Origin of the sequence: Allokutzneria sp. NRRL B-24872 (assembly GCF_002155965.1) — a bacterium.
Classification (GTDB): domain Bacteria; phylum Actinomycetota; class Actinomycetes; order Mycobacteriales; family Pseudonocardiaceae; genus Allokutzneria.
Window position 1 is genome coordinate 17,558 of the sequence record NZ_MUMH01000031.1, and the last position, 26,216, is coordinate 43,773.

The window sequence follows — 26,216 nt, forward strand, 5'->3', positions numbered from 1 at the left end:
CACCCGGGCCCCTCGGCAGCTAGCGTGGGAGGCGGTCGATCCGAACTGGGGGCGCGGTGAGCAACGACGTGACGGGCTCGGTGTCGGGCTCGTTGGTGCAGGCCGGAGCCATCCACGGCGATGTCCACTTCCACCGGGCCCCGGTTGAGAACGCGACGCCCAGGCAACTGCCGGCACCGCCCTCGCACTTCACCGGCCGCGCGCCCGAGCTGGAAGCACTCTCGCGCGCGGTCGGTGCGCGGGCGCTGATCGTGATCACCGGCGCCGGAGGGATCGGCAAGACCAGTCTCGCGCTGCGATGGCTGAGCGAGCGGCCGGAGCTGGGCCGCGACGGCCAGCTGTTCGTGAACCTCGGTGCCTTCGGCCCCGCGGGGCCGCTTCGCCCGGCCGACGCGCTCGGACGGTTCCTGCGAGCACTGGGCGTGGCGCCGGAGCGGGTTCCCGCATCCCTTGCTGAGCAACAGGACCTCTATCGCACGATGACGGCCGACAGGTCGCTGGTCGTGTTGCTGGACAACGCGTCCTCGGTCGCCCAGGTGCGCCAACTGCTGCCCGGCGGAGCCGCGGGCGTGGTCGTGGTGACCAGCAGGCGGCGGCTCAGCGCGCTCGCCGCCGACGGGGCGCAGTGGGTCGACGCCGCGCCGATGAACACCGAGACGTCCGTTGTGTTGCTGGCCAACGTGATCGGGGCGGAACGAGTCGCGGCGGAGCCGGACGCGGCAGCACGGATCGCCGTGGTGTGCGGAGGCCTGCCGATCGCGCTCGCCGTCATCGCCGCCCGCCTCGCGGCGCGGCCGAAATGGTCCCTGGCAAGGGTTCTCGGTGAGCTGGAGAACGAGAGGACCCGGCTCAAGGGCTTGTCGAAGCACGAAGAGCTTTCTGTGGGCGCGGTTTTCGACATGTCCTACGCGCAGCTGTCCGACGAAGCCGCACAGCTCTACCGCCGCCTGTCCGCGCATCCAGGCCCTCAGTTCAGCACCGGCGCCGCCGCCGCGTGTCTGATGGCCGAAACCGCTGAGCAGGCGCTGGAAGAGTTGGTGGACACCAACATGCTGGAGGAGGTCCGCGAGGACCGCTTCCAGTTCCTCGACCTCCTCCGCCTGCACGCCGCGCAGCGAGCCACGGAGCAGGAGTCCGATGAAGCTCGGCGCGCGGTCTGCGAGTGGTATCTCGTCAACGCGATGGCGGCGGACCGGGCGGCGACGCCGAACCGACGACGACTGCCGCACGCGTTCACCTCGGCGGAGCACGTGGACTTCGACGACGCGCGCGCCGCGGTCGACTGGTTGGAGGAAGAGCGCGACAACCTCCGTGCGGTTGCGCGGCAAGGGTTTCCGGAGATCACCTGGCGCGTGGTGGACGCGATGTGGCCGCTGTTCCTGCATCGCCGGTACAACCAGGACCGCGAAGAGCTGGAAGGGCTGGCGGTCGCGGCGGCACGGTCGTGCGGTGACGAGGTCGCTGAAGGGCGCATGCTGTTCCAGGCCGCGATGGGCTGCAAGGCCCGGGGTGACCGCGCCAAGGCTCGGCGCCACTTCGGCTTGGCGGCGGTGGTGAACGAGCGCACCGGCGACGGGTGGAACACCGGCAACGTCGAGGACGGCCTCGGCTCGGCGTGCCTGGCAGACGGCGATCCGGAGCAGGCCGTCGAGCACTTCCGGCGCGCGGCGGAGGTCTGGCGCGAGGTGGCCGGAGCGGAGCGCAAGGTCGCGTTGTCCATGCTCAACCTGGGCCGGGCGCACGTGGCAGTCGGCCGGGCCGCGACCGCGCTGCCGCTGCTGATCGAAGCCAAGGCGCGGCTGACCGCCCTCGACGACGTCGACCCCTACCACCACGCCCGCCACGACATCTTCTTCGCCGAGGCCTACCTCCAGGACGGTCAGCACGACTTGGCCGAGGAGCACGCCAGCGCGGCGCTGTCCGCCATGACCGCGCTGAACTCCGCGTTCGGGCAGGGGCTGGCGCTGGAAATCCTCAGCAGCCTGGCGCAGCGCACCGACCCCGAGCGCGCGGAGGAGCTGCGGCGCCGGGCGCTGGCCCTGTTCGAGCTGGTCGACGCCCCGGACGCGGACCGCCTGCGCTGATCTACTTCCTACGTAGTTGTGAAACGGGTTCTGCTATTCGGTGGGGTGGAGCCACGACGCGGGAACGGTCAGCGTCTCCTCGGTCAGCACGCGCACCGGCGCTCCGGAGCGCGCGTCCTTGAGCACGCCCTCCACGATGTACTCGACGCCCGGCGCCAAGCCGAGCGCGGCGGCGACCTGTGGCGCGAGGGGAGTGCTGACGTGCGTGGTGTCCACGACCTTGATCCCGGTCACGGCGGGTTCGCCCGCGAGCACTTCGCTGACGGAGGTCAGCGTGATGTCGAAGTCCTCGCTCAGCCCGTTCCCGTGCTCCAGCGCCATCTGGAAGAACATCAGGTCCGCGTCCGCGCGTCCCGTCACGTACTTCGCCGGGCTCTCGCCGCGGGGCACGCGGACCCGGTAGGTGCTGCCGACCCGCAGCTCGGTGGGAGTCATGCCGTCAGCATGGCGCACGCGGTCAGGACGCCAGCGAACGCCCGATCTCGCCGACGAGTTCGAGCTTGGCGCGCTGCGTGGCCGCCGACAGCGGATTGCCCTGCATGGCCGAGGCGAAGCCGCACTGCGGGGAGATCGCCAGGTTCTCCAGCGGGTGGAAGCGGGCGGCCTCCTCGATGCGGCGCTCGACCTGCGCGCGGGACTCGACGACGTCGGTCTTGGTGGAGATCAGCCCGAGCACCACGGTCTTGTCGTCGGGGATCTCGGCCAGCGGCTCGAACCCGCCGGAGCGCTCGTCGTCGTACTCCAGGAACACCAGGTCCACGTTGTCCATGCGCGGGAACACCTGCGCGGCGATCGCGCCGTAGCCGCCGGAGGTGTGCCACTGCCCCTGGTTGTTGCCCCGGCAGACGTGGGTGGAGAACGTGACGCCGGGCTCGGTCATGACGCTGTTCAGCAGCTCGACGCTCTTCGCCAGGAAGCGGTCCCGGTCGAGCCCGGCCGCCTCGTAGAAGAACTTCGCCTCGTTGATCGGGAAGGTCAGGTCGGGCGCGTCCACCTGGATGAAGCGGCACCCGTGCGCGGCCAGCGCGGAGATCTCCTCGCGCAGCAGCTCGGCGACGTGGTCCATCGCCTCGGACACGTCGCGGTAGGCGGCGGTGGAGTGCTCGGTGGACCAGAACACCAGCGCGATGCTGCTCGGCGACGGCAACGTCACCTTGAGCGGGTGCTTCGCGCGCTGGCTGGCGTACTCGAACTCGCGCAGCGCAAGGGATTCCCGCCGCGCGAGCCTGCCCGTGATGAGCAGCTTCGCCTCCAGGTCGGACAGCTCGGTCGCCGACTCCTCGGTGTGCCAGGCGTCCGCGCCCACCATCGCGTCGAGCACCTCGCTCTGCCCGGGCAGCACCGGCGTGATGCCGTCGAGCACCCCGGCCAGCGAGTCGAAGTACACGCCGCGCCGCTGCTCGCCGTCGGTGACGACGTCGATCCCGGCCGCCTCCTGCAAGGCGATCGCCACGTCGACGGCCTCGTTCTCCAGCTCCCGCAACCGTTCGCTGGACAGCTGACCGGCGGCGTGCTGCTCGCGAGCGGTGAGCAGGGCCTGCGGGCGGAGCAGCGAACCGACGACGTGGCTCTTCATGGCGCTAGGTCACCACGTGATTTGCCTTGGTGCAAGGGACGTTTCGGCCTCAGCCGATGTGTCCACTATGGACGGTTGGCGACGATGAGCCGCGCGCGCGGCCGGTGGTGCCACTCACCGGACGGAGCCAGGCTCAGGAACTCCGCGCGCAGGTCGGCCACGAACTCCGGCCCACGAGCTTCGGCCAACGCGCGCATCGGCCCGGATTCGGTGTGCGCGCTGAAGAATTCCGCCGCACCGGGGTGGGACATCGCGTGCGCCACGAACTCGTCGCGCTCCACTCCGTCCACCGTGAGCCGCTGTTCCCACGAGCGGTCGCCGGCGGGTACCCGCGCGCGGAGAACCTTGGACAGCAACGCGAACGGCCCTTCGGACTCGATGTTGCCCGGCCAGAACACCACGGAGAGCCGACCACCGGGACGCAACGCCGAAGCCCACGAACGGAGACCGACGTCCGGCTCGGGCAGCTGTTGGAGCCCGAACACCGACACCACCGCCGCACACCGCCCCGCCCACTCGGTGAGCACGGAGGCGTCGCCGTGGACCAAGCGCACCCGCGGCTGTCCCGAAGCGCGTTCGCGGGCGATGCGGAGCATGCCCTCGGAGAGGTCGATGCCGACGATCTCCTTGTCAGGAAAGGACTTCACCAATGCATCGAGTTCGGGGAACGTGCCGCAGCACGGCACCAGAACCGGGCCGTCCGGGAGCTCGGTGGCGGTGACGGCGCGCACGGCCGTGTCCACCCACGGGGCGAATCGCGGGACGTAATAGGACTCGTAGCCCGCAGCGGCCAGGTCCCAACTGCTCACTCCGCGACTCCGTCCAGCTTGCGCCGCAGACTGGCGCGCTCGGGTTCGGTTCCGGCCAGCTCCAACGCTCGCCGGTAGGCGGACGCGGCTTCCTCCTCGCGCCCGAGCCGGTGCAGCAGCTCGGCCCGCGCGGTCGGATAGGGGTGGTAAGCGCGCAGCTGCGGCTCGTCGGCCAGCTCGTCGAGCAGCGCGAGCCCGGCTTCGGCACCGTCGCGCATGGCCACCGCGATGGCCCGGTTCACCGCGACGACCGGCGACGGCAGCAGCGCCAGCAGCACGTCGTAGAGCGCAACGATCTGCGGCCAGTCGGTGCTGTCGAGGTCGGCGGCCTCGTCGTGCAGCGCGGCGATCGCGGCCTGCACGCCGTACGGGCCGGGGCGCCCGCCGGTCAGCGCCACCTCCACCAGGCCGGTCCCCTCCTCGATCATCGCGCGGTCCCACCGGGTGCGGTCCTGCTCCTCCAGCAGCACCACCGCGCCGTCGACCCCGCTGCGCGCGTCACGGCGGGCGTGCACCAGCAGCATCAGCGAGAGCAGCCCGCAGACCTCGCGCTCGGCGGGCATCAGCGAGCGCAGGATGCGGGCCAGGCGGATCGCTTCCTCGGCCAGGTCCAGGCGTTGCAACTGCTCGCCGGAGCTGGCCGCGTAGCCCTCGGTGAAGATCGAGTACACCACCTGGAGCACGCCGGGCAGGCGCTCCGGCAGCTCGTCGGCACCGGGCACGCGGAACGGGATGCGCGCCTCGCGGATCTTCTTCTTCGCCCTGGTGATCCGCTTGGCCATGGTCTCCACCGGCACCAGGAACGCCCGCGCCACCTCGGGCGTGGTCATCCCGGCGAGGCAGCGCAGGGTCAGCGCGAGGCGGTCCTCGGCGGGCAGGGCGGGGTGCGCGCAGGTGAAGAACAGCTGCAACCGGTCGTCGGGCAGGCCGCCCCCGACATCGGCGGCTGGCGCCGGATCGGCCCGCTCGGCCTCCACCCGCAGCACCGCCAGCCGCTCCGCGTAGACCTTGCTCCGCCGCAGCCGGTCGACCGCCCTGCGCCGCGCCGTGGTCATCAGCCACGCCCCGGGATTGGGCGGGACCCCGTCGACCGGCCAGCGGGTGAGCGCGATCTCCATGGCCTCCGAGGCGACCTCCTCGGCCAGGTCCAGATCGCCGAAGCGGCGGACGAGCGCCGCCAGCAGCAGGCCGTGCTCCTCCCGGAACACGCCCTCGACCGAGGTCAGCGCGTCGTCCGCCACCTCAGGCGCCGAAGTCGGCGATGGGCCGCACCACGATCGAGCCGCTGCCGCGCGCTCCCGGGCAGCGCGCCGCCCAGTCCAGCGCCGCGTCCAGATCCGGCACGTCGATCACGTAGAAGCCGCCGAGCACCTCGCGGCCCTCCGCGAACGGACCGTCGGTGACCAGGCGCTTCCCGTCCTCGCCGACGTGCACGGTGGTGGCCGTGACCAGGTCGGCCAGCGACTCGCTGGACACCAGGACTCCTGACTCCTGGACCTCCTTGTCGTAGGCCATCCAGTCCTCGACCGAGCACTCCGCGGCCCCGCCGTTCGCGTCGACCGAACCCGCGTTGATCAACAGCATGTACTTCATCTCGTGCTCCTCAGCGTTGGTGTGTCGTCACCACCACTACGAACGGGACCGGGCTCCGTGGACACGCCACCCGAACTTTTTCTGCGCCGAAGTTTTTCTACGCCGCAGACGCGCGCACATCAATCGCGGACGCGCTCGCATGGCCCACCACCACCCGATGGCCTTGACTGGGCGCATGGCTGTGATGAGTGAGTCCAAGCGCGAGGAGTTCCTGGCGGGCGTGCACGTCGGCGTGATCAGCATCGCGCGCCGCGAAGGCCCGCCGCTGGCCGTTCCGGTCTGGTACGGCTACGAGCCCGGCGGGGACGTTCTCGTGCAGACCGCGCCGGAGTCGCTGAAGTTCCGCCTGATCGACGCCGCGCGCGAGTTCACCCTGGTGGTGCAGGACGAGAACCCGCCGTACCGCTACGTCAGCGTCTCCGGGCCGGTGGTCTCCGTCGACGACGAGACGCCGTGGGCGGAGGTCGAGGAGCTGGCCCGCCGCTACCTGGCTGGCGAAGCCGCCGACGACTTCCTCAAGTCCCTGGAGGGCGCGAAGATCACCACGTTCCGCATGCGCCCGAACCGGTGGTACTCAACGGACTACAGCATCAGCGGGTAGAGCACGGCGGGGAAGGCGATGCCGAGCGCGGTGCCGACGAGCACCTGCGCCAGGGTGTGGTCCTCCAGCTCCACGCGGGACCACCCCAGCAGCACCACGAGCGGCCACAGCAGGTGCCACACGGCGCCGTAGAGCACCACGACGATCACCACGGTGGCGGCGCCGACGGCCGCGTGCACGCTGACCTTCCACTTGCCCAGCACGGTGATCAGGCCGAGGACGACGATCAGCACGACCTCGCCGAGCCCGAGCGCGAACATGTGCGCTGGCGCTCCGGTGACCCCCATGGCGACGGTCACCACGATGATCGACACAGTGATGATCACCAGCGGGATCAGGCGCCCCGCGCGGTCGTTGACGTGGTGGCCGTCCCACCGCCCGCGCCGGGCGCCGCGCACGATCGCGATGTAGGGGATGACGCAGCTGCCGAGCGTCAGCGCGGCGGCCCACCACAGCGACTCCGCGCGCTGCGGCCCGGGAAGGGCGCCCGCGGTGAACGCCAGGACCGCGAGCACCACGTAGGGGCTCAGCACCTCGGTCACGGCCTTCGCGAGCCGCCGGGCGGCCGTCGGCGAGTCAGTCGTCATGACCGCAGATCCTGCCAAGGTGGTGCCGCGCGCACGGCACCCACCTCGTCGTCAGGACCGGTCAGCCCGCCGCGCAGTCGCGTGCGTTCACTGCCTGGAGCGCGAAGCCGACGACCTTGCCCTCCTTGGTGCCGAACAGGTAGCGGTTGGCCGGGTTCTGCGGCGTGGCGGTCGTGATGATCGCGACGCCGTTCTGCCAGCCGTCAACGGCCTTCGGGTAGGCCTTCTTCACCTCGGCGGCGGTGGAGCCGAGGCCGACGCCCTCCGGGGTGCGCGTGCCCGGCGCAGTGCCGGGGATCGAGTACACGCCGTGCGCTTTGGAGATGGTGAGCACCGGGCCGGGGGAGTACGCCCACTTGTAGCCGCGGCACAGCTCGTTGCCGCCGACCGGCTCACCGACCTTGCCCGTCGCGAGCGCGTCGGCCAGGCTCATGCCGACCTTGATCGGACCGAAGCCGTCCGGGCCGAGCACGTTCCCGGCGGAAGCCGATGCCGGTCCGGTGGCGGCCAGCGCGAGTGCCGAAGCGGCCAGCACGGCGGCGCCCGCGCGGGTGAGGGTGATGCGCATCCAGGTGTCCTTTCGAGACGGTTGTTCCGAGGTGGTGTGCCGACCAAGACGCCACCGGCGACCACCGGGTTGCACGGCCCGGAACTCGTTTCGGACTGCGCCGAACTTCATGTCAGAATCCTTGCGGCGCAATGGTTTTCGAAGTCGGAGGAACTGCATGTACGCGACATCCCTCGGTGCGGACGGAGCCCTTCTGCGCCCGCTGGAGCCGTGGCGGGCCGAAGAACTCCTGGCCAACGTCGATCGCGGTCGCGAGCACATCGGCGAGCACATCGGGTTCGCCGACGCGGTCACCGACCTGGCGTCGAGCCGCGCGCTCCTCCACGCCTACGCCGAGCGCGTGGCCGCCGACACCGGTCGCATCGACGGCATCTGGCTGGACGGCACGCTCGTCGGCGGAGTGCTGGTCCGGACGATGGACGTGCCCAGGGGCGTCGCCGAGGTGGGGTGCTGGCTGGAGCCCTCCGCCGTGGGCAAGGGGCTCGTCACCAGGGCGGCCCGCCTGATGATCGACTGGCTCGTGGCGGAGCGCGGCATCCACCGCGTCGAGTGGTGCGTGGCCAGCGAGAACACCTCCAGCATCGCCGTCGCGCGGCGGCTCGGGATGACCAAGGACGGTGTGCTGCGCGAGAGCTACCCGCACCGGGGCGTGCGCAAGGACGTCGAGGTCTGGTCGGTGCTCGCCCCGGAGTGGCTGGCCGCGAAGCCGTGATCGACCAGGCCCACGAGATCGCGCGTCTGGCCCGCGCGGTTCTCGGTGACGAGGTGATCGGCGCCTACCTGCACGGCTCCTGCGTGCTCGGCGGCGTCAAACCGGCCAGCGACGTCGACGTGCTCGTGGTGACCCGGCGGAGCATGGACGACCGCGAACGGCGCGCGCTGCTCGACGGCCTGCTCAGCGCGCGGGGTGCGCGCCCGGTTGAGCTGATCGTCGTCGTCCAGGCCGGGGTTCGGCCGTGGCGGTACCCGCCGACCTGCGACTTCCTCTACGGCGAGTGGCTTCGCGCCGAGTTCGAGGCCGGTGCGATGCCTCGTGCGGCCCCGATGCCCGACCTCGCCGTCCTCCTGACGGTGGCCCTCAACGGCGACCACGCCCTCTTCGGCCCACCTGCGGCGGAGGTGCTCGATCCCGTTCCGCGAGCCGACGTGGTCCGCGCGAGCCTGGCGGGCGTTCCCGATCTGCTCAACGATCTCGAAGGCGACACCCGCAACGTCGTGCTGACCCTGGCGCGCGTGTGGACCACGCTCGCCACCGGCGAGATCAGGTCGAAGGACGCCGCGGCGGACTGGGCGCTCACCCAGCTCCCGGCTGAGCACCGCCCCGTTCTGCGGCACGCCAAGGAGCTGTACCTGCACCGGCACTATTCCGAGGAGCACTGGGACGACGAGCTGAAAGCCCGAGTCCGCCCGCACGTCGAAGCGGTGCTCGACCGGATCAGGAGCTGAACATCCGCGCGGCGTAAAGCGCGTACACGGCCGCGCACCGGCGCATCGCGGCTTCGTCGACGTATTCGTGCGGGCCGTGCGCGACATCGAGCAGCCCGGCTCCATAACCGAACGCGGGAATTCCCAGCTGGCTGTACCACCGCGTTTCCAAGATTCCCGCGCACATTTCGAAGCGCGCGTCGCCGTCGACCTCCCGCACGACCTCCGCGAGCTTTGTGGCCGCCGGGTGCGCGAAATCCGTGCTCGCGGGCGGCTGCTGCTGCGTGACCTCCACCGAGACGTCCGCGCCGATCTCCGCCGCCGCCTCCTTGACGACGCCCGTCAAGTGGTCGCGTTCGCGGTCGAGGTCCACGTCCGGCTGGAAGCGCCCGTCCACCGTGAAGAACGCCGAGCCCGGCACCACGTTGAAGTTCGACCCGCCACCGAACAGCCCGCCGACCACGAGCATCGAGCCCTTCGCGGTCATCTCCCGCGCGTACTCCTCGACCGGCCGCGCGATGCGCAGCATGTGCTGGAACGCGTTCACGCCCCGATCGGCGTGCCCGACGTGAGCCTCAACCCCGCGCACGTCCACCCGCAGCGAGAGCGCGCCCCGCGCGGAGTTCCAGATCGCCCCGCCGCTCGGCTCCGCCGTCACCATCGCCAGCGCTCCCGGATCGATCAGGCCCGCCTCGCGGAGGTGGCCCGCGCCCGTGACGCTGCCCGTCTCCTCGTCGCAGACCAGGTTCAGCACGATCCGCCCGTCCCCGAGCAGCCCCAGCTCCCGCGCAGCGACCGCGCCGTAGAGCATGCTGACGATGCCGCCCTTCATGTCCGCGCTTCCCCGGCCGATGATCCGGCCGTCCCGCCGCTGAGCGGTGAACTGCGCGCGGTCCTGCGCCGGAACGACGTCGAAGTGCCCGTGGAAGTAGAGCGTCCTGTGCCCGCTGCCCACTTCTCCGCGCACGATGCCCGGCTCCTCCAGCTCCCGCGCGGGCGCCAGCTCGACGATCTCTGGGTCCATGCCGAGCGCGGCCATGGCGTCGCGGACCGCCCGCGCGCACCGGCCCAGTTCGCGTCCTGGCGGGTTCTCGGAGTCGATGGCGATCAGTTCGATCAGCAGTTCGGCCATGTCATCGGCCTTCGGCTCCAGCCACGCCTGCACCTCGGAGAGCATCATCCGATACTAGGGCGAATTCCACGTTTCAGTCAGTGCTGAACCGGAATACGAAAGTCCGCGCCGCTTGGCCACGTTCCGCCCCGTCCTGTCTCTTGATGTGTTTGATCTGGGGGAAAGAAGTCTTCTTTTGCCAAGGGTGCGATTCTCGCGCTCGCCCTGGCATTCGTGCCGGGCGTGGCCAACGCCGAGGCCGCCGCGTCGCGGGTGAAGGACGAGTGCAACTCCTACTTCTGCTTCCGCGTCGTCGGTGACTCCACCGGCTGGACCGCCACCATGACCAAGACCTCCAACGAGATCACCGGCACCGGCTTCCAGGGGCTCACCTCGAAGGGGCACATCCGCCACCGCGTCTGCGACCCGGGCGCCGGGGTCTGCTGGTGATCGCACCGCCGAACGAAGGCCGGGCACCCGATCGGGGGCCCGGCCCTTTTCGTGTGAGCGCGGGCATACCCCCTCCCCGTACCTTGACCACCCTACCCCCCTGGGGTATCAATGAGGGCATGCGGGGATACACCGAGGGCAAGGACGACTACCTCAAGCGCCTGCGCAGGGTCGAGGGCCAGATCCGCGGCCTGCAGCGCATGGTCGACAACGACGAGTACTGCATCGACGTGCTCACCCAGATCTCGGCGGCCACCAAGGCGTTGCAGGCGGTCTCCCTCGGTCTGCTCGACGAGCACCTCAAGCACTGCGTCAGCCACGCCATCGCCGAGGGCGGCGAGGGCGCCGAAGCCAAGATCCGTGAGGCCAGCGAGGCGATCGCCCGCCTCGTCCGGTCCTGATGAAGGGGAGCACCATGAGCGGCACCACTGCGACCTACACCGTCACCGGCATGACCTGCGGGCACTGCGTCGCGTCGGTCACCGAGGAGGTGGGCGCGATCGACGGGGTGACCGGCGTCGCCGTCGACCTCCCCACCGGCGCGGTCACCGTGACCAGCACCGAGCCGGTCAGCGTCGACGCGGTGCGTGCCGCGGTCGACGAGGCCGGGTACTCCCTGGTCTGACCCACCTACCAAGCAATCCCAGATCGAGCACAGAGGACTCGACATGAACACAGCAGCGAAGCTCTCCGCCTACGGTGCGGCGCTCGCCCTGGTCGCCGCGGGCGCCTGGGCCGCCGGAACCGCTGTCGGTCCCTTCGCCGCCCCGGCCGGAGCGCAGTCCGACGCGCCCGGCCCCGGCGGAGCGCCCGGCGGCGGGAACGCCGGGCACGGGGACGGCCACAGCGGCACTGTCGCGGAGGCCGCGCAAACCGACCAGCCCGGCGGGCTGGCGTCGTCCAGGGGCGGATACACCCTCGCGCCCACCGACACGACGCTGCGCACCGGGACCGCCCAGACCTTCTCCTTCCGCGTCCTCGGCCCCGACGGCGCTCCGGTGACCCGCTTCGACGTCGAGCACGAGAAGCGGATGCACCTCATCGTCGTCCGCAGGGACACCGCCGGTTTCCAGCACGTGCACCCGGAGCTGGACCAGGACGGCACCTGGCGCGTCCCGCTGACCCTGCCGCGCGCGGGCAGCTACCGCGTCTTCGCCGACTTCGCGCCGACCGGGGCGAAGGGGCTCACGCTCGGCACCGACGTGTCGGCAGCGGGGGACTACCAGCCCGAGGTCCACAAGCCCTCTCGCAAGTCCACAGTGGACGGATACGAGGTGCGGCTGGACGGGGAGCTGGTTCCCGGGCGCTCCTCCAAGGTGACGCTGTCCGTGAAGAAGGACGGCCGCGAGGTCACCGACCTCCAGCCCTACCTCGGCGCGTACGGGCACCTCGTCGCGCTGCGCTCGGGAGACCTGGCGTACCTGCACGTGCACCCCGACGGCTCGCCCGGCGACGGCAAGACCGCGCCCGGGCCGAAGATCACGTTCTTCGCCGAGGTCCCGACCGCCGGTTCCTACCGGCTGTTCCTGGACTTCCAGCACGCCGGGCAGGTCCGCACCGCCGAGTTCACCGTGAACACCGGTGCCGCGCAGTCGCACGAGGAGGCGGAACCCCATGGGCACTGACGAGATCGAGCTCTCCATCTCCGGGATGACCTGCGCCTCGTGCGCCAACCGGATCGAGCGCAAGCTCAACAAGCTGGACGGCGTCACCGCGACCGTCAACTACGCCACCGAGAAGGCCAAGGTCGTCTTCCCCGAGGGCACGGGAACGGCCGCGCTCATCGAGCAGGTCGAAGCGGCGGGCTACTCCGCGTCCTTGCCGGAAATCGTTGCTGTGCAAGAAGAAGACGATCCGCTGAGGGCGTTGCGGCAGCGGCTGACCGGCTCGGTCGTGCTGTCCGTCCCGGTGGTCGCGATGGCCATGGTGCCCGCGTTGCAGTTCACCTACTGGCAGTGGATCTCGCTGACGCTCGCGGCACCCGTGCTGGTGTGGGCGGCCTGGCCGTTCCACCGCGCGGCGTGGACGAACCTGCGCCACGGCGCCGCGACCATGGACACCCTGATCTCCATGGGAACCCTGTCCGCGTTCCTGTGGTCGTTGTACGCCTTGCTGTTCGGCACGGCGGGCACGCCCGGCATGACGCACCCCTTCGAGCTGACGATCGCTCCGAGCGACGGCGCGGGCAACATCTACCTCGAAGTCGCCGCCGGGGTGACGACGTTCATCCTCGCCGGGCGCTACTTCGAGGCGCGCTCCAAGCGACGGGCGGGCGCGGCACTGCGCGCGCTCTTGGAGTTGGGCGCGAAGGACGTCGCGGTTCTGCGTGATGGCAAGGAGATCCGCGTCCCCACGGCTCAGCTCGCGGTCGGGGACCGGTTCGTGGTCCGCCCCGGCGAGAAGATCGCCACGGACGGCGTTGTCGAGGAGGGCTCCTCCGCGGTCGACGCGAGCATGCTCACCGGCGAGTCCGTCCCGGTCGAGGTCGGTCCCGGCGACTCGGTGGTCGGCGCGACGGTGAACGCGGGCGGTCGCGTCGTGGTGCGCGCCACCAGGATCGGCTCGGACACCCAGCTCTCCCAGATGGCCAAGCTCGTCGAGGACGCGCAGAACGGCAAGGCCAGGGCCCAGCGCCTCGCCGACCGGATCTCGGCGGTCTTCGTGCCCGTCGTGATCGCGCTTTCCGTTGGCACACTTGCCTTCTGGCTCGGTGGTGGAGCCGAGGCGGGCGCCGCGTTCACCGCGGCCGTTGCCGTGCTGATCATCGCCTGCCCGTGCGCGCTCGGCCTGGCGACGCCGACCGCGCTGCTCGTGGGCACCGGCAGGGGAGCGCAGCTCGGCATCCTGATCAAGGGGCCGGAGGTGCTGGAGTCCACGCGCGCCGTGGACACCGTGGTGCTGGACAAGACCGGCACCGTCACCACCGGGCGGATGGCGCTCGTCGGGGTGCACACCGCCGGGGTCGACGAGGCCGAGGCGCTGCGCCTGGCCGGTGCGCTGGAGAACGCTTCGGAGCACCCGATCGCCCAAGCGATCACCAAGGGCGCTCGCGAGCGCGTCGGTGAACTCCCCGAGGTCGAGGGCTTCACCAACGTCGAAGGCCTTGGTGTGCAAGGGATCGTGGACGGCCGCGCGGTGATCGCCGGTCGCACCGCGCTGCTGGAGGAGTGGAGCCAGCACCTGCCCGCACCGCTCGCTGAAGCCAAGGCAGCCGCCGAGTCGGCCGGTCGCACCGCCATCGCGGTCGGGTGGGACGGCGAGGCCAGGGCCGTGCTCGTGGTGTCCGACACCGTCAAGGACACCTCCGCCGAGGCGATCCGGCAGCTCCGCGCGCTCGGGCTGTCCCCGGTGCTGCTCACCGGCGACAACGAGGCCGTGGCTCGCTCGGTGGCCGCTGAGGTCGGCATCACCGAGGTGATCGCCGAAGTGCTGCCGAAGGACAAGGTCGACGTCGTCGCGCGGCTCCAGGCCGAGGGCAAGGTCGTCGCGATGGTCGGCGACGGCGTGAACGACGCCGCCGCGCTCGCGCGAGCCGATCTCGGGCTGGCCATGGGCACCGGGACGGACGCGGCGATCGAGGCCGGTGACATCACGTTGGTGCGCGGCGATCTCCGGGCCGCGGCGGACGCGATCAGGTTGGCGCGCAAGACGTTGAGCACCATCAAGACGAACCTGTTCTGGGCCTTCGCCTACAACGTCGCCGCGCTGCCGTTGGCGGCGGCCGGGCTGCTCAACCCGATGATCGCCGGTGGGGCCATGGCGCTGTCGTCGGTGTTCGTGGTGACCAACAGCCTGCGCCTGCGCGGGTTCCGCAGCACCAACACCACGCCTGCCGCACGCCCCATGACCCAAGCCCGTCGAACCCCCACCCCGGTCGCCTGAAACCGCTGTGTGCCGCTGACCCTCAGTGGTCAGCGGCACACGCGTTCGCGCCCAGAATCGCGAGCGGAGTTCACGACTGCGCGGCGGTCAGTGTTCCGGGACAAGGGGCGCATACCGGTCATGGCGGGCTGCTCGCGGGTGCTTGAATTCCCCTCAAGGTCCCACGGATGGGTGACGATTAGTCGTGCGTCGATCCGTCGCGGCCACCCGCCTCTCGCCTACGGAGCAACGTTGAAGAAGCACATCCTCCCCATCACCGTCGTGGTCACGATGTTCCTGGTGTGCGGCTTCGCGGTCATCGCATCGTCGTAGTCAGATCAGGCAGGTCGAGCCGAGGGCTCTTCCCGTCCCGCAAGGCCGGGATCGCCGCCCCGAAGACCGCCGTGACCGCCGCGTGCATGCGCTCCGGCGCGATCGTGCCCGTTCCGGTGAGCCCACTGACAGGCGGAGCGGCGAAGTAGAACGCTGTGTCGCCGAAACCGTTGTGACCGGCGCTGGTGATCGTCGCCGTCCACGTCGGCGGTGTCGTTGTGCGCCGCTCCTGCACCCAGCGAACGTGTTCCTCGGACTGTCCTTCCGGCGAGCACGGTGACACGGCCGCGCACGATCGGTCGGACCCGATGAGCAGGCCCGGTTTCGCGACCAAGCCCGGCGGCAGCACCGGTTGCGGCCCGTCGAAGTTGATCGAGCCCGCGCAGTCCGTCCGCCCCGCGCACGCCAGCACCGCCGCACTCCCGCCAAGCGAGTGACCGGCGAAAACGGTCCGCGTGAGGTCGACGTGCCCGGCGAGCGGGCTGCCGATGCGCGCCGTGCTCGACGACGTGGCCCGGTAGTGCTCGCCCCCGATCGCCGAGGCGAGCGCGTTCATGTCGGCTGCCTGCTGTCGGATCAGCTCGTCGATCTCGGCGGGCTTCGGCGGCTCTGCCGCGTCGGGCGTGCTCCGGCGCTGGCCGTCGACCACTCGCGCCGGCGTCGACACGGGCACGAGCAGCGCCACGACGTAGCCGCGACTCGCCAACTCCTCACCCCACGAGCTGTACATCCACGGCGCGTTCTGGAAACCAGGCGCCATGACGACGAGCGGGTGCTTGCCCGCGGCGGGCCTGGCGTCCTGGCGAGCCCATGGCCGCACCGCGTCAACGTCCTGGAGCAGCCAGCCGAGGCCCACGGTCGGCGGCAACGAGCCGTGCCAGCCGTCCGGGACGTACTCCGCGAGCGGCGCGGACCCGGGCTCGGCCGGGTACCAGATCCAGGCGGCGCGGAGTGCTTCGTCGGCGGCCGCGCTCCCGCCCGGCACCGTCGTGATCGTGCGGCCGACCGGGTGCTGACCCGTTGGTTGCGGCAAGGTCAGCGTCCGCGAGCGCAGCACGCCCACGACGCCGAGACAGCCCACGAGCAGAGCGACGAGCACGAGCGCCGCGACGCCGACCTTCTTCCGGGTGGTCATCGGCTCAGGACCGCGACGACGTCCTCCGCGTTGGGCGTGCTGACCAGCAGTTCGTCGTAGCCGACGACCGCGCGGTCGGTGGTGATCCGCACGGCCGGAACGGTTCGGCGGACGCTGACGAACTGCCTCGTGCGCGTGCCGACGCCCCAGCGCCCGACCTTGAGCACGCCGGTGACCACCGCGCCGGAGCGACCGCCGGGCGTGGCCGCGCGCCGCGTCGGGTGCTCGACCCGCTCCACGTCCCCGATCGCGGTCAGCGGGACTTCCACCCGCCGTCGCCAGCCCGCGAAGGGCCGCTCCCACCAGCGCAGTTCCACGCGCACCGCCGTGTCGCCGACCCGAAGCACCGCCATGGCCCGCTCCCCTCCTAGGCTGATTCCAACACCAGTATTAATACCACATTTGGAATCAATGGGAGCGAGCGTGCCCGCTGACCGGCCGTCCCTGACCGACCTGCTGCACCAGCCCGTGCGCTGGCGCATCGCCCAGGCGCTGATCGGGCGCCGCCTGACCACGGCCGATCTCGCCGAGCGGCTGCCGGACGTCCCGCACACCACGCTCTACCGGCACGTCGGCGTGCTGGTGAAGGCCGAGGTGCTGCGCGTGGTCGGCGAGCGCAAGGTGCGGGGGACCGTGGAGCGCACCTACGAACTGGCCATGCCGGAGCCCGAGACCGACCGGATCAGCCCTGACCAGCTGCGCACGATGTTCACCGTCTACCTGGCGGGCATCACCGGCGACATGGACCGCTACCTGGAGCGGGACGACGTCGACCCGATGCGGGACGGGATCGCGTTCCGCCAGGCCGCGCTCCGCGTCACCGACGCCGAGTACGCCGAGTTCCAGCAGCGGCTCGGTGACCTGATCGCCGACTTCGCCGACCGCGACCCGGGCGAGGGGCGGACCCGCCGCATCCTCTCCACGATCCTCATGCCGGAGTGACGACCGAAAATCCGACCCGTTCGCGCGGCGGTTGAGGCAGATTGGGCCGCGCGACGAGCTCCACGAAAGGACACCGCGTGTCACCTGATCCGACGACCGTCCACCCGCTGGCCGAGCACGAGCGCGTCGTGTTCCTGAAGCCGCTGGTCAGCTCCCCGAAGATCGTCGTCGGCGAGTACACCTACTACGACGACCCGGACGGGGCGACCGCGTTCGAGCAGCGCAACGTGCTCTACGGCTACGGGCCGGAGCGGCTGCTGATCGGCAAGTACTGCGCGATCGCCTCCGGAACGCGGTTCCTGATGGCAGGGGCCGACCACCCCACGATGGGCGTGTCCACGTACCCGTTCACGATGTTCGGCGGCGAGTGGGCCGAGCGGACCCTCGACATCGTCACCGGCATGCCGAGCCGGGGCGACACCGTGGTCGGCAACGACGTCTGGTTCGGCTACCAGGCCGTGGTCATGCCCGGCGTGCACATCGGGGACGGCGCGATCATCGCGGCCGGTGCGGTCGTCACCGCTCACGTGCCGCCGTACACGATCGTCGGCGGGAACCCGGCCAAACCGATCCGGCGGCGCTTCGACGAGGCCGACGTCGACCGCCTGCGCCGCGCCGCGTGGTGGGACTGGCCCGCCGAGCTGGTCACCGCCAACGCCCGCACGATCATGGCAGGGACCCCCGCCGACATCGAACGCGTCGCCGCCGAGCACGGTCTGGAGAAGAGCTGATGAGCGTCCACATCGAAGAGCACGTCGTCGCGGGCCCGGACAGCGGCCCGTACGCGCTGACCACCGGCCTGGACGGCGCGCTGTGGTTCACGCTGGTGCACAGCGGGCAGATCGGCCGCATGGAACCCGGCGCCGAGCCGACCCTGCACCAGCTGGACGCGAAATGCGGCCCGACCATCATCGCCGCGGGCCCGGACGGCGCGCTCTGGTTCACCGAGTACCAGGCGCACCGCGTCGGCCGGATCACCACGAAGGGCGCCGTCACGGAGTTCCCGCTGCCGGAGGGGTGCGCGCCGTTCGGCATCGCCGCCGGGCAGGACGGTGCTCTGTGGTTCACCGAGACCGGCACCGACCGGATCGGCAGGCTCACCGTCAAGGGCCAGCTCACCGAGTTCCCGCTCCCCGTCAGCGGCGCGTTCCCCTCCGCGATCACCGCGGGCGGGGACGGCGCGCTGTGGTTCGCGATGAACCAGGCCAACGCGATCGGCCGGATCGCCGTGAACGGCAAGGGCACTGTGAACGGCACGGTCACCGTCCACCCGCTGCCGACCGAAGCAGCCGCCCCGGTCGGCATCACCGCAGGTCCCGACGGCGCGCTCTGGTTCGTCGAGATCGCCGCGGGTCAGATCGGGCGCATCAGCACGAACGGCAAGATCGACGAGTTCCCGCTGCCCGACCGATCCGCCCGCCCGCACGCGATCACCAGCGGCGGCGACGGCGCGCTCTGGTTCACCGAATGGGGCGCGAACCGCGTCGGCCGCATCACCACGCGCGGCGAGATCGCGGTGCACGACCTGCCGACGCCCGGCTCCGAGCCGCACGGAATCGCGCTCGGCCCGGACCGCGCGATCTGGACCGCACTGGAGACCGGGGCGCTCGCCCGCGTCACTCTTCGATGAGCCCCAGCTCGACGAACATCTGGTGGCACCAGTCGAGCGCGGTGTCCAGGTCGTTCCACTGGGTGTCGTTCTCGGAGAGGTAGGGGAAGACGTACGGGTCGGTGATGCCCTCGGGGAGGTCGTCGGCCCGGCACTCGAAAGGCGGCCAGCCGTACTCGGCCTCGCGCATCGCGAGTGCCACCTTCCTCGGCTGCGCGTCCCACAACCCCAGTGCCAGCCGACGGCACATCGCCGGGTGCGCGGTCGCGAAGATCAGCCTGCCCACGTCGAGCGGCTCGCCCGCGCTGATCACCCGCACCATCGCGCGGTACCGGGTGCTCGGGTTCACCAGGCCCGCGTCGCCGGACCAGATCTCCACGCTGTGCCCCGCTTCGATGATCGCGGCGCACAGCGTGGCCAGAGCCAGGCCGCGGTTGACGATGCACTCGTGCCGGACCTTCGACGAGTACGACATCGGGATCAGGAAGGTGATCACCTTGCCGCGCCGCGAGACCTGCCTCGGCACCGCGTCCACCATGCACTCGGGCACCCCGGACAGGTAGGCGCCGACGTCGACCTCGCTGCCGGTCACGTCCCACGACGGCTCCAAGATCGTGACCGCGCTGTCGAGACCGGCCCGCTCGCGCAGCTGTCCGACGGTGATGTCGGCCTCCCGCAGCGCGACCGCCCAACCGTCCCGGCCGAGCCGCACGGCCTCCTCCCACGACGCGCCCGCCCACTCGGTCGTGTAGCCGCGGGACTTGCCGTGCTCGGTGGACGGACGAGCCGTTGCCGCGTCCAGGAACTCCTGCCACGACAGCATCGGGGCGAGCACGAATCCGCTCATCGCCCTACTCCAGTTCCAGAGCGCCGCGGTGCGCCGGGGACAGTCCGCGGATCACGCGCCAGCTCATCACCTGCTCGGTGCTGGCGCCCGCCTCGATGAGCTTCGCCCCATCGATCGTCGTGCGCGGGGAGAACATCACCGGCAGCTGCTTCTCCGCCGCCTTCGCGCGCAGCCCCCTGACCAACTGGAGCAGTTCGCGGACCGCGTCCCGGTGCGACGGAGCGTGCCGCAGCGCCAGCCGCTCCTCCAGCTTCTCGTCGATGGGCACGTCCACCACCACGAACCGGTCCAGCGTCGCGGCGTCGAGCGTCTGCCGCCCGACGTAGTTCCGGTCCGCGCCGGTCCCGTAGGTGTTGCCCGTCGCGACCAGCCGGAAGTCCGCGTGCGCGACCACCATCCCATCGGCGAAGGCGCAGGTGCCCAGCGCGAGCGCCTGGTTCAGCTCCGCGAGCAGGCCGGGGTGACCGTTGTCGATCTCGTCGAGCAGCATCACCCCGCCGTGCTCGAAGGCCCTGCGGAACGGCGTGTCGTGGTAGGTGCCGTGCGCGTCGAAGTACCCGAACACCTTGCTCATCGGTGTGGTCGGCCCGAGCGAGAGCGCCTGGAAGTCCAGTCCGAGCGCCTGCGCTGCCTGCTTCGCCAGCATCGACTTGCCCGTGCCAGCCGGGCCGACCAGGAGCACGTGGCAGCGCGCGTGCAGTGCGGTCAGCAGGTCCGGCAGCACCGCGTGCGAGTCCGTGCCCAGGTCGATGACCCCGCCCTCGGGGAGCACGACCTGCACGACGTTCGGGGTGAATTCCTCCAGGAGCTGGTCGACCTCCCGCTCCACCACCCCGCGGATCGTGCCGATCGCCTTGGCCTGCTCCTCGCGCAGCGCCTCGCCGATCGTCTTCAGCGCCTCCGCCGCCGACGTCGCCACGACCTCCGGGATCGTCTTGAGCACTTCCCCGCGCACCGTCCCGGCCGCGCTCATCGCGGTGTGCCGGGTCAGCTCCTCCCGCAGCTCGCCCACGTCCGGCGTCGCCGCCGCCACGGCCTCGGCCGCGAGCCCGGGGACGAGCTGGCCCGCCTCCGCGCGGATCAGCTCCGCGAGCCCCGCGCGCACCTTCTCCTCGACCACGCGCTGGAGCTCCGCCGGGTCCGGCGCCGCCTCGCCGACCGCGTGCCGCGCCATGTCCGGCACGAGCGCGGATGCTTCCCACTGGATGATCGCCGGCAGCCGCGCCCGCATGTCGCACTCGACCCGCCACAGCAGATTGCTGTGCGCGCACAGGTTCCGCACGACAGTCTCGGCGAGCTGCAATACCTCGGCCCTGGTGCTGCTGCGCAAGGGGCGCTCCTTCAAAGCCGTCGTTCGTGTCGACGTGATCAGAACCCAGGGTGACCGGGAGGGGTCCCGGTCGCGTTTCGCGCTCGGCCGCACCGGTTTTCTCCTGTCGCCTGAATGGCGGTGCAGCAGCCTCCCACCTGCGATGATCTAGAGATTTGTCACTGAAGGTGACGAAGTCTTCCGGTATTTCCCCCGAGTGCAGCATCGAATTACTTCTGATCGCTTTTATGAAGCCCTCACACCTTCGGGTGACTGTACTGCCCGAGAAATGCGGGCTAGCTTCGAAATGCCTTCGGGTCAATCCGTGCGAATATCTCAGAATTGTTTCGCAATGGTGTCTTTTGTGCCGTGACCCGATAAATCCAGCGCGTCTTCGAAGGAGCTCACGCATGACCGCGACGCACTCCCCGGCCACTGCCAAGCCCGTGCTGCGCAGCGACTACCAGCGCTCGGTCGCCGAGTACTGGAACAAAGAGCGCGACCCGGTGAACCTGCGCCTCGGTGACGTCGATGGCCTTTACCACCACCACTACGGCCTCGGTGACTACGACCCGGCCGTGCTCCGGGCGCCCGCCGAGATCCGCGACCAGGCGGTGATCGCGGAAATGCACCGGATGGAAACCGCCCAGGCCGACGTCCTGCTCGACCACCTCGGCGACGTCAGGCCGCACGACCGGCTGCTGGACGCCGGATGCGGCCGCGGCGGGTCGAGCATCATGGCCAACCTGCGCTTCGGCTGCGAGGTCGATGGCGTCTCGATCTCGGAGGAGCAGGTCGCCTTCGCCAACGCGCGAGCACGGGAGCGCGGCGTCGACGACCGCGTGCGCTACCACTTCCGCAACATGCTCGACACCGGTTTCGAGTCCGGTTCGCGCAAGGCCATCTGGAACAACGAGAGCACCATGTACGTCGACCTGCACGAACTGTTCGCCGAACACGCCAGGCAACTGGAGGTCGGCGGTCGCTACGTCACCATCACCGGCTGCTACAACGACGTCACCGGCGGCCGGTCGAAGGCGGTCAGCCAGATCGACCAGCACTACACGTGCAACATCCACCCGCGCAGCGCGTACTTCAAGGCCATGCAGGCCAACAACCTGGTGCCGATCGCCGTTGTCGACCTGACCCCGACCGCGATCCCGTACTGGGAGCTGCGCGAGCAGTCCTCGGTCGCCACCGGCGTGGAGGCCCCGTTCCTCAAGGCCTACCGCGAGGGCAGCTTCCACTACCTGCTCATCGCCGCCGACCGGATCTGACCCACCCGCACGGAGAAGGGGCCGCCCAGCCGGGCGGCCCCTTCTCCGTTGCTGCCGTTACGCCACTTCGGCCTTGTCGGCGTGGTAGCGGCGGGAGGTGGCGTGCCACTCGCGGCTGCCGCCGCACCACGCCCACGTCTCGGCGAAGAAGCGCCGCAGCATCGGCGAACCCACCAGGCTCAGCGCCGCAGCCTCGGCCACGAAGCGCTTCATCAGCTCGTTGTGGATCTCCACCGTGCGCTTGGCCGCCTGCCGGCGCGTGCAGCCCTCCTGCTCCATGAGCGCGATCGGCAGGCTGAGGTCGTCGTCGGCTTCCTTGCTCATCGAGTGCAGGTCGTTGAGCAGCACCGCCGCCATGCCCGCCATCGAGAACGCCTCGCGCACCCTCGGGTCGTAGAACTCCTGCGGCGGCAGCTCGTAGCCGGCGACCGCGTCGATCAGGATCATCGGCGGCAGGTAGCTGTTGTGGTGCCGGTGCATCAGGTACTCCCACACCGGCGGCCGCTCCCCGGTGACCCGCCAGCTCGCGTTCTGGTCGAGCGTGGTGAACAGGATCGACATCTGGTGCTGGAAGCGCGCCATCTGCGTCACCGAGGTGTAGCGCGCCAGGTGCTCCATGCCGCTGCGGAAGGCCAGCGCGATCGGGTCTTCCTCGATGTGCCGCCGCAGTTCGTGCTCGTAGCGGTGCGGCAGCGGAACCGGGTCGACCACCCCGTAGAGGATGCCGAAGCGCGCCGCCGTCCGCCGAGGATCGGCGCCGACCTCCTCCTCGTCGAGGTAGTAGTCGTCCGCCGCCCACTCGGCCACGACCACCTTGGTCGCCGCGAGCAGCCGGTCCGCGTCGTCGGTCCCGGGGTGGGTGAGCATGATCAGCCTGCCGAAGCCGCACGAGCGCAGGTGCTCCGAGCGGCCCTCGTAGATCCCGACCTGCTCGGCCCACTCCACCATCCGCTCGTTGACCTCCTCTCCGAGCTCCGGGTTGTCGCGCACCGGGCCGGGGCAGAACAGCTCCGGGATCTCGTCGTCATCCGCTGCCGCCGGTTCCGCCACCGCGGCCGGTTCGGGGCGCAGGAACGACAGCTGGGCCGCGGACATGCCCAGCATGCTCGGCTGCTCGGTCACGAAGACCAGGCTGGACGGGGTCACCCGAGGTGGGTCCTCCAGCAGCGCGGCCAGCTCACCGGGCGGCGCCGAGCCCCTGTCGGCCAGCACCTCGGCCGCCAGCCGGGACAGGTCGTCGGTCGCGTTCGGGGCACTCAGGCGAGACATCAAGGACATGCTTTTTCGAACCGCCTCTCCATCGCCATCGCAGGCCAGTAAGCCACGTCCGGTGGGGGCGCGGGGGAAGCTCACCCGGATGCGAGTGGCGTTCACGCGGTTGTGGAGCGGCGGTTACGGTCCGCCCGCCACGTCTGTCCACAATGGACTTCAACGCGATGATCTTCCGGCATATGCCCAAAACAGGCCGATCAGCACCGAGCCGACGCCGCCCGCCACCACGAGCGCGGGCGCGCCGACGACCCCCAGCAGCGCACCGGTCGCGCTCAGCGAGACGCGCAGGACGGCGCCGTAGCTCACCGCGTGCATGCTGAACACCCTGCCGTGCAAGGACTCCGGCACCGACTCCAGCAGCAACGTGGTGTCCAGCGCGATGACCACGCCGCTCGCCACGCGCATTCCCAACAGCACCGCCATCGCGGTCAGCAGTCCAGGACTGGCCGCGAACAGCGTCCACAGCGCACCCTGCGTGATGTAGCCGATCGTGAACGCGAGCTGTCGCCGGTGCGCGGGCACGCGTCCGCCGAGCAGACTGCCCACGAGCACCCCGACGCCGTCGACCAGGTACAGCAGGCCGATCCCGGTGCCGTCCGCGCCGAGCACCCGCGTCGCGAACACCGCCAACAGCACCTCGTAGCCGCCGCCGACCAACCCCCAGGCGATGCCCACCAGCACGATCCGCCGCGCGAGCGGGTACCGCCGCAGCGCCGCGAGCCCACCACCGAACCTGAACCGCTGGCCCTCCTCGCGCTCACGAGCCGAGCGGGAGCGCACCGGCCACGCCACCGCCGCCGCGACCACGCACATTCCGGCGGCCAGCAGGAACGCGGCGAACGCCCCGAGCGTGGCGACGCTGACCGTCCCGAGCGCCGCGCCCGATCGTGCTGATCCCCGTCACCGCGCCGATTGCGGCATTTGCCTTACCCCGCAAGGATTCTGGTGCTGCCAGGTACCGCAGCCGCTGCGCCGCCGGTCCCGCGAACCGCCCCGCGATCAGGAACACCGCATAGCCGAACGCGGTGGCGACGAGCGAACCGCCGATCGCGACCGCCATGACCACGAGCCCCACCGCCTGAGCCGGGAGCGCCACGCGGAGCACCACGTGCGGACGCACCTGGTCCACGACGGCCCCGCCGAGCGGCCCGACGAGCAGCGCCGGCACGTTCCCCGCCAGCAGGACCGCGGCCAGCGCGGCCCCGGAGTGGTGCGCGAGGACACCGACGGACAGCGCGACCTGCGTCGCCCACGTGCTGACCGCGCCCAGCAGCGCCACCGTCCACAGGCGACGGAAGCCGCCGGAGGACCACAGAGGAGAAGACATCAGCGCAGCGTGCGACCTCCAGCGCGCTGGAGGTCAAGGAAGTGCTTTCCCCGGCGCCGGTTGTGGGCCAGGATGCCCGCGTGATCAAGAGAACTCTCGCCGTGCTCGCGGCCGTGCTGCTGGTCGGGGTCACCGCACAGCCCGCGACGGCCGCCGTCAGCATGGTCGCGAAGATCGTGCAGGAGCCCGGCGAGTTCGAGGCCCGGTTCCCCGACGTCGTCAAGCTCAACGACGGCAGGCTGATGGCCGTGTGGCACCGCGCCGCCGAGCACGCGGGCACGGTCGGCACGATCCGGCTGTCCTTCGGCAGCGCCAACGGCCGCACGTGGAGCGCGGCCGCCCCCGCGCTCGCCAACCCCGGCTCGATGAACGGGATCGACACCCGCGACCCCAAGCTCGGCAAGATGCAGGACGGCAGCGTCGTGATGACGTTCTTCGTCCCGGGCGGCAAGGTCTACTACTCGGTGTGGAAGCCGGGCTGGACCCGGTTCACCGACCCCGTGCAGCTCACCGCGCCCGGACTCGCCACCGGTGTCTACAGCCACGGCAGCCCGCTGGCGCTCGCCGACCGCGGCACGCACACCGACCAGGTGCTGATCCCGGTCTACACCGGCGGTCCTGCGGGCGGCGCGCACTACATCCAGGCGACCTGGCGCCCCACGGCCGATCCCCGGCTCCAGGTCAGCTCGGCCCACAAGATCATCGGCAACAGCAACCCGCCCGGCCGCGCCTACCAGGAGCCGAGCTTCGTCCAGTACGGCGACACCGTCGTCGCGGTCGTGCGCGCCGAGCAGAACGGGAATGGCTCCCCGGCCATCATCGCCAGGTGGAACCCGTACACCGCGAAGCCCGTTTTCGCGTACCAGAGCTTCACCGGTGTGCTCGCGAACTCGCACCACCTGCTCAAGACCGCAAGCGGGAAGCTGCTGTTCACCTACGGCGACAGGGCGCGCACCGGCCGTCCGACATCCGGGATGCTGATCGGCAACCCGACCGCCACGTGGGCCAAGAGCAAGGTGCTCCCGCTGTACAACTCCGGCCACGGCGACCAGGCGAACCCGTCGAGCGTCGAGATCGCGCCCGGCACGTTCCTGACCCTCGGCTACAACGCCAAGAAGAAGTCAGCGTCACCGTCCGGCGGCACGCTGTGGGTCATCGAGAGCCACGCGAGCGACTACTGAGGTGAGGTCCTCCCGGACGTCAGCGCGTCAGGCGCGTGCGCACGTCCGGGAGGAACCGCGTGTCGGCGCGGTGCACCCCACCGAGGTCGATGTCGTGCGGCAGCGCGGTCGCGGGCTTGTGCTCCAGGAGGAAGGCGAGCGCCTCGGCGACGATCTGCCGCTCCGTCAGCTCCGGCCGCGCCACCTGCACCCGCAGCTCCTCGGCGAGCTCTTCCGGCACGACCACGCGGTGCTGGGTCGCGATGTCACCCTCGCCCACCAGGGCGGCGAACTCGTGCGCACCCATCGGCCGGACCTCGACGCGTTGACTCATCCTCGT

Annotated in this window: 30 protein-coding genes; 14 read left to right on the forward strand and 16 right to left on the reverse strand. The window is 70.8% G+C overall.

Annotation, left to right across the window (positions count from 1 at the left end):
* Positions 1-56: 56 nt before the first annotated feature.
* Positions 57-2,084, forward strand: a complete 2,028-nt coding sequence (locus CCN37_RS09385; RefSeq protein WP_086820309.1) for a tetratricopeptide repeat protein — start codon at positions 57-59, stop codon at positions 2,082-2,084.
* Positions 2,085-2,117: 33 nt separating this feature from the next.
* Here CCN37_RS09385 and CCN37_RS09390 read toward each other — a convergent pair whose 3' ends face one another.
* From CCN37_RS09390 to CCN37_RS09410, 5 genes are all read right to left on the reverse strand, one after another.
* Positions 2,118-2,519, reverse strand: a complete 402-nt coding sequence (locus CCN37_RS09390; protein WP_086820310.1) for a hypothetical protein — start codon at positions 2,517-2,519, stop codon at positions 2,118-2,120.
* Positions 2,520-2,541: 22 nt separating this feature from the next.
* Positions 2,542-3,660 carry a cobalamin-independent methionine synthase II family protein gene (locus tag CCN37_RS09395; RefSeq protein ID WP_086820311.1) on the reverse strand — a complete coding sequence of 373 codons (1,119 nt, stop codon included), beginning with the start codon at positions 3,658-3,660 and terminating at the stop codon, positions 2,542-2,544.
* 65 nt (positions 3,661-3,725) lie between these two features.
* The gene (locus tag CCN37_RS09400; protein WP_086820312.1) at positions 3,726-4,469 is read right to left on the reverse strand and encodes a trans-aconitate 2-methyltransferase; all 744 of its coding nucleotides are present in this window, start codon (positions 4,467-4,469) and stop codon (positions 3,726-3,728) included.
* Positions 4,466-5,710 (reverse strand): RNA polymerase sigma factor, encoded by a 1,245-nt coding sequence (locus CCN37_RS09405; protein WP_086820313.1) that lies wholly within the window; start codon positions 5,708-5,710, stop codon positions 4,466-4,468. Before CCN37_RS09405 ends, CCN37_RS09400 begins: the two co-directional genes overlap by 4 nt.
* Before the next feature lies 1 nt (position 5,711).
* On the reverse strand, positions 5,712-6,062 hold the full coding sequence (locus CCN37_RS09410; RefSeq protein ID WP_086820314.1) for a YciI family protein: 351 nt from the start codon (positions 6,060-6,062) through the stop codon (positions 5,712-5,714).
* A gap of 175 nt (positions 6,063-6,237) precedes the next feature.
* On the opposite strand from CCN37_RS09410, the gene CCN37_RS09415 reads away from it, so the two are divergent.
* Entirely contained in the window at positions 6,238-6,663 is a 426-nt protein-coding gene (locus tag CCN37_RS09415) for a pyridoxamine 5'-phosphate oxidase family protein (RefSeq protein WP_210407937.1), read from the forward strand.
* Here CCN37_RS09415 and CCN37_RS09420 read toward each other — a convergent pair.
* Together CCN37_RS09420 and CCN37_RS09425 are read right to left on the reverse strand one after the other, a co-directional pair.
* Positions 6,645-7,250: a hypothetical protein gene (locus CCN37_RS09420; protein WP_086820315.1), complete on the reverse strand. Its 606-nt coding sequence runs from the start codon at positions 7,248-7,250 to the stop codon at positions 6,645-6,647. The genes CCN37_RS09415 and CCN37_RS09420 overlap by 19 nt on opposite strands.
* Positions 7,251-7,311: 61 nt before the next feature.
* Positions 7,312-7,818, reverse strand: coding sequence for a hypothetical protein (locus CCN37_RS09425; protein WP_086820316.1), 507 nt, complete (start codon positions 7,816-7,818; stop codon positions 7,312-7,314).
* Positions 7,819-7,975: 157 nt separating this feature from the next.
* Here CCN37_RS09425 and CCN37_RS09430 point away from each other — a divergent pair, with 157 nt between their 5' ends.
* The gene (locus CCN37_RS09430; RefSeq protein ID WP_086820317.1) at positions 7,976-8,530 is read left to right on the forward strand and encodes a GNAT family N-acetyltransferase; all 555 of its coding nucleotides are present in this window, start codon (positions 7,976-7,978) and stop codon (positions 8,528-8,530) included.
* Positions 8,509-9,264 (forward strand): aminoglycoside adenylyltransferase family protein, encoded by a 756-nt coding sequence (locus CCN37_RS09435; protein WP_246842914.1) that lies wholly within the window; start codon positions 8,509-8,511, stop codon positions 9,262-9,264. The genes CCN37_RS09430 and CCN37_RS09435 overlap by 22 nt, the downstream gene beginning before the upstream one ends.
* Here the strand turns inward: CCN37_RS09435 and CCN37_RS09440 are convergent.
* Positions 9,254-10,420 carry a M20 family metallopeptidase gene (locus tag CCN37_RS09440; RefSeq protein ID WP_168200596.1) on the reverse strand — a complete coding sequence of 389 codons (1,167 nt, stop codon included), beginning with the start codon at positions 10,418-10,420 and terminating at the stop codon, positions 9,254-9,256. The two genes, CCN37_RS09435 and CCN37_RS09440, sit on opposite strands and share 11 nt — an antisense overlap.
* Positions 10,421-10,588: 168 nt before the next feature.
* On the opposite strand from CCN37_RS09440, the gene CCN37_RS09445 reads away from it, so the two are divergent.
* The 5 genes from CCN37_RS09445 (at position 10,589) to CCN37_RS09465 (ending at position 14,686) form a co-directional block, all read left to right on the forward strand.
* Entirely contained in the window at positions 10,589-10,804 is a 216-nt protein-coding gene (locus tag CCN37_RS09445; protein ID WP_143261528.1) for a hypothetical protein, read from the forward strand.
* Between the two features lie 119 nt (positions 10,805-10,923).
* Positions 10,924-11,205, forward strand: coding sequence for a metal-sensitive transcriptional regulator (locus CCN37_RS09450; RefSeq protein ID WP_086820320.1), 282 nt, complete (start codon positions 10,924-10,926; stop codon positions 11,203-11,205).
* 14 nt (positions 11,206-11,219) lie between these two features.
* On the forward strand, positions 11,220-11,429 hold the full coding sequence (locus CCN37_RS09455) for a heavy-metal-associated domain-containing protein (RefSeq protein ID WP_086820350.1): 210 nt from the start codon (positions 11,220-11,222) through the stop codon (positions 11,427-11,429).
* A 43-nt stretch (positions 11,430-11,472) separates the two neighbouring features.
* Positions 11,473-12,429 carry a hypothetical protein gene (locus CCN37_RS09460; RefSeq protein ID WP_086820321.1) on the forward strand — a complete coding sequence of 319 codons (957 nt, stop codon included), beginning with the start codon at positions 11,473-11,475 and terminating at the stop codon, positions 12,427-12,429.
* Complete coding sequence (locus CCN37_RS09465; protein WP_086820322.1) at positions 12,419-14,686, forward strand: cation-translocating P-type ATPase; 2,268 nt, start codon at positions 12,419-12,421, stop codon at positions 14,684-14,686. Before CCN37_RS09460 ends, CCN37_RS09465 begins: the two co-directional genes overlap by 11 nt.
* 295 nt (positions 14,687-14,981) lie before the next feature.
* Here CCN37_RS09465 and CCN37_RS09470 read toward each other — a convergent pair whose 3' ends face one another.
* Both CCN37_RS09470 and CCN37_RS09475 read right to left on the reverse strand, forming a co-directional pair.
* Positions 14,982-16,133, reverse strand: a complete 1,152-nt coding sequence (locus CCN37_RS09470) for a hypothetical protein (protein ID WP_086820323.1) — start codon at positions 16,131-16,133, stop codon at positions 14,982-14,984.
* Positions 16,130-16,486, reverse strand: coding sequence for a hypothetical protein (locus CCN37_RS09475; RefSeq protein ID WP_086820324.1), 357 nt, complete (start codon positions 16,484-16,486; stop codon positions 16,130-16,132). The genes CCN37_RS09470 and CCN37_RS09475 overlap by 4 nt, the downstream gene beginning before the upstream one ends.
* A gap of 70 nt (positions 16,487-16,556) precedes the next feature.
* Between CCN37_RS09475 and CCN37_RS09480 the strand changes: the two genes are divergently transcribed.
* The 3 genes from CCN37_RS09480 (at position 16,557) to CCN37_RS09490 (ending at position 18,705) form a co-directional block, all read left to right on the forward strand.
* Positions 16,557-17,075 (forward strand): helix-turn-helix domain-containing protein, encoded by a 519-nt coding sequence (locus CCN37_RS09480; protein WP_246842915.1) that lies wholly within the window; start codon positions 16,557-16,559, stop codon positions 17,073-17,075.
* A gap of 77 nt (positions 17,076-17,152) precedes the next feature.
* Entirely contained in the window at positions 17,153-17,806 is a 654-nt protein-coding gene (locus CCN37_RS09485) for a CatB-related O-acetyltransferase (protein ID WP_086820326.1), read from the forward strand.
* Positions 17,806-18,705, forward strand: a complete 900-nt coding sequence (locus tag CCN37_RS09490) for a virginiamycin B lyase (RefSeq protein WP_086820327.1) — start codon at positions 17,806-17,808, stop codon at positions 18,703-18,705. The genes CCN37_RS09485 and CCN37_RS09490 overlap by 1 nt, the downstream gene beginning before the upstream one ends.
* On the opposite strand, the gene CCN37_RS09495 is transcribed toward CCN37_RS09490, so the two are convergent.
* Both CCN37_RS09495 and CCN37_RS09500 read right to left on the reverse strand, forming a co-directional pair.
* Positions 18,692-19,531, reverse strand: a complete 840-nt coding sequence (locus tag CCN37_RS09495; protein ID WP_086820328.1) for a hypothetical protein — start codon at positions 19,529-19,531, stop codon at positions 18,692-18,694. The two genes, CCN37_RS09490 and CCN37_RS09495, sit on opposite strands and share 14 nt — an antisense overlap.
* 4 nt (positions 19,532-19,535) lie before the next feature.
* On the reverse strand, positions 19,536-20,861 hold the full coding sequence (locus tag CCN37_RS09500) for an AAA family ATPase (protein ID WP_210407938.1): 1,326 nt from the start codon (positions 20,859-20,861) through the stop codon (positions 19,536-19,538).
* Positions 20,862-21,250: 389 nt separating this feature from the next.
* On the opposite strand from CCN37_RS09500, the gene CCN37_RS09505 reads away from it, so the two are divergent.
* The gene (locus CCN37_RS09505) at positions 21,251-22,117 is read left to right on the forward strand and encodes a geranyl diphosphate 2-C-methyltransferase (RefSeq protein WP_086820329.1); all 867 of its coding nucleotides are present in this window, start codon (positions 21,251-21,253) and stop codon (positions 22,115-22,117) included.
* A 57-nt stretch (positions 22,118-22,174) separates the two neighbouring features.
* On the opposite strand, the gene CCN37_RS09510 is transcribed toward CCN37_RS09505, so the two are convergent.
* The 3 genes from CCN37_RS09510 to CCN37_RS09520 all read right to left on the reverse strand — a co-directional run bounded on the left by CCN37_RS09510 (position 22,175) and on the right by CCN37_RS09520 (position 24,716).
* Positions 22,175-23,386, reverse strand: coding sequence for a family 2 encapsulin nanocompartment cargo protein terpene cyclase (locus CCN37_RS09510; RefSeq protein WP_210407939.1), 1,212 nt, complete (start codon positions 23,384-23,386; stop codon positions 22,175-22,177).
* Positions 23,387-23,545: 159 nt separating this feature from the next.
* Positions 23,546-24,217 (reverse strand): MFS transporter, encoded by a 672-nt coding sequence (locus tag CCN37_RS09515; protein WP_371503874.1) that lies wholly within the window; start codon positions 24,215-24,217, stop codon positions 23,546-23,548.
* Complete coding sequence (locus CCN37_RS09520; RefSeq protein WP_143261530.1) at positions 24,147-24,716, reverse strand: MFS transporter; 570 nt, start codon at positions 24,714-24,716, stop codon at positions 24,147-24,149. Before CCN37_RS09520 ends, CCN37_RS09515 begins: the two co-directional genes overlap by 71 nt.
* 80 nt (positions 24,717-24,796) lie before the next feature.
* Here CCN37_RS09520 and CCN37_RS09525 point away from each other — a divergent pair, with 80 nt between their 5' ends.
* Positions 24,797-25,897: a sialidase family protein gene (locus CCN37_RS09525; protein ID WP_210407940.1), complete on the forward strand. Its 1,101-nt coding sequence runs from the start codon at positions 24,797-24,799 to the stop codon at positions 25,895-25,897.
* A gap of 19 nt (positions 25,898-25,916) precedes the next feature.
* On the opposite strand, the gene CCN37_RS09530 is transcribed toward CCN37_RS09525, so the two are convergent.
* Positions 25,917-26,210 (reverse strand): hypothetical protein, encoded by a 294-nt coding sequence (locus CCN37_RS09530; protein ID WP_086820333.1) that lies wholly within the window; start codon positions 26,208-26,210, stop codon positions 25,917-25,919.
* Between the last annotated feature and the right edge of the window lie 6 nt (positions 26,211-26,216).

Excerpts from the sequence above, each read along its gene's own strand:
- CCN37_RS09390 (WP_086820310.1), bottom strand. The coding sequence starts at position 2,519 with ATGACTCCCACCGAGCTGCGGGTCGGCAGCACCTACCGGGTCCGCGTG.
- CCN37_RS09395 (WP_086820311.1), bottom strand. The coding sequence starts at position 3,660 with ATGAAGAGCCACGTCGTCGGTTCGCTGCTCCGCCCGCAGGCCCTGCTC.
- CCN37_RS09410 (WP_086820314.1), bottom strand. The coding sequence starts at position 6,062 with ATGAAGTACATGCTGTTGATCAACGCGGGTTCGGTCGACGCGAACGGC.
- CCN37_RS09415 (WP_210407937.1), top strand. The coding sequence starts at position 6,238 with ATGGCTGTGATGAGTGAGTCCAAGCGCGAGGAGTTCCTGGCGGGCGTG.
- CCN37_RS09420 (WP_086820315.1), bottom strand. The coding sequence starts at position 7,250 with ATGACGACTGACTCGCCGACGGCCGCCCGGCGGCTCGCGAAGGCCGTG.
- CCN37_RS09425 (WP_086820316.1), bottom strand. The coding sequence starts at position 7,818 with ATGCGCATCACCCTCACCCGCGCGGGCGCCGCCGTGCTGGCCGCTTCG.
- CCN37_RS09430 (WP_086820317.1), top strand. The coding sequence starts at position 7,976 with ATGTACGCGACATCCCTCGGTGCGGACGGAGCCCTTCTGCGCCCGCTG.
- CCN37_RS09440 (WP_168200596.1), bottom strand. The coding sequence starts at position 10,420 with ATGCTCTCCGAGGTGCAGGCGTGGCTGGAGCCGAAGGCCGATGACATG.
- CCN37_RS09450 (WP_086820320.1), top strand. The coding sequence starts at position 10,924 with ATGCGGGGATACACCGAGGGCAAGGACGACTACCTCAAGCGCCTGCGC.
- CCN37_RS09455 (WP_086820350.1), top strand. The coding sequence starts at position 11,220 with ATGAGCGGCACCACTGCGACCTACACCGTCACCGGCATGACCTGCGGG.
- CCN37_RS09460 (WP_086820321.1), top strand. The coding sequence starts at position 11,473 with ATGAACACAGCAGCGAAGCTCTCCGCCTACGGTGCGGCGCTCGCCCTG.
- CCN37_RS09465 (WP_086820322.1), top strand. The coding sequence starts at position 12,419 with ATGGGCACTGACGAGATCGAGCTCTCCATCTCCGGGATGACCTGCGCC.
- CCN37_RS09470 (WP_086820323.1), bottom strand. The coding sequence starts at position 16,133 with ATGACCACCCGGAAGAAGGTCGGCGTCGCGGCGCTCGTGCTCGTCGCT.
- CCN37_RS09475 (WP_086820324.1), bottom strand. The coding sequence starts at position 16,486 with ATGGCGGTGCTTCGGGTCGGCGACACGGCGGTGCGCGTGGAACTGCGC.
- CCN37_RS09490 (WP_086820327.1), top strand. The coding sequence starts at position 17,806 with ATGAGCGTCCACATCGAAGAGCACGTCGTCGCGGGCCCGGACAGCGGC.
- CCN37_RS09495 (WP_086820328.1), bottom strand. The coding sequence starts at position 19,531 with ATGAGCGGATTCGTGCTCGCCCCGATGCTGTCGTGGCAGGAGTTCCTG.
- CCN37_RS09505 (WP_086820329.1), top strand. The coding sequence starts at position 21,251 with ATGACCGCGACGCACTCCCCGGCCACTGCCAAGCCCGTGCTGCGCAGC.
- CCN37_RS09510 (WP_210407939.1), bottom strand. The coding sequence starts at position 23,386 with ATGTCTCGCCTGAGTGCCCCGAACGCGACCGACGACCTGTCCCGGCTG.
- CCN37_RS09520 (WP_143261530.1), bottom strand. The coding sequence starts at position 24,716 with ATGTCTTCTCCTCTGTGGTCCTCCGGCGGCTTCCGTCGCCTGTGGACG.
- CCN37_RS09530 (WP_086820333.1), bottom strand. The coding sequence starts at position 26,210 with ATGAGTCAACGCGTCGAGGTCCGGCCGATGGGTGCGCACGAGTTCGCC.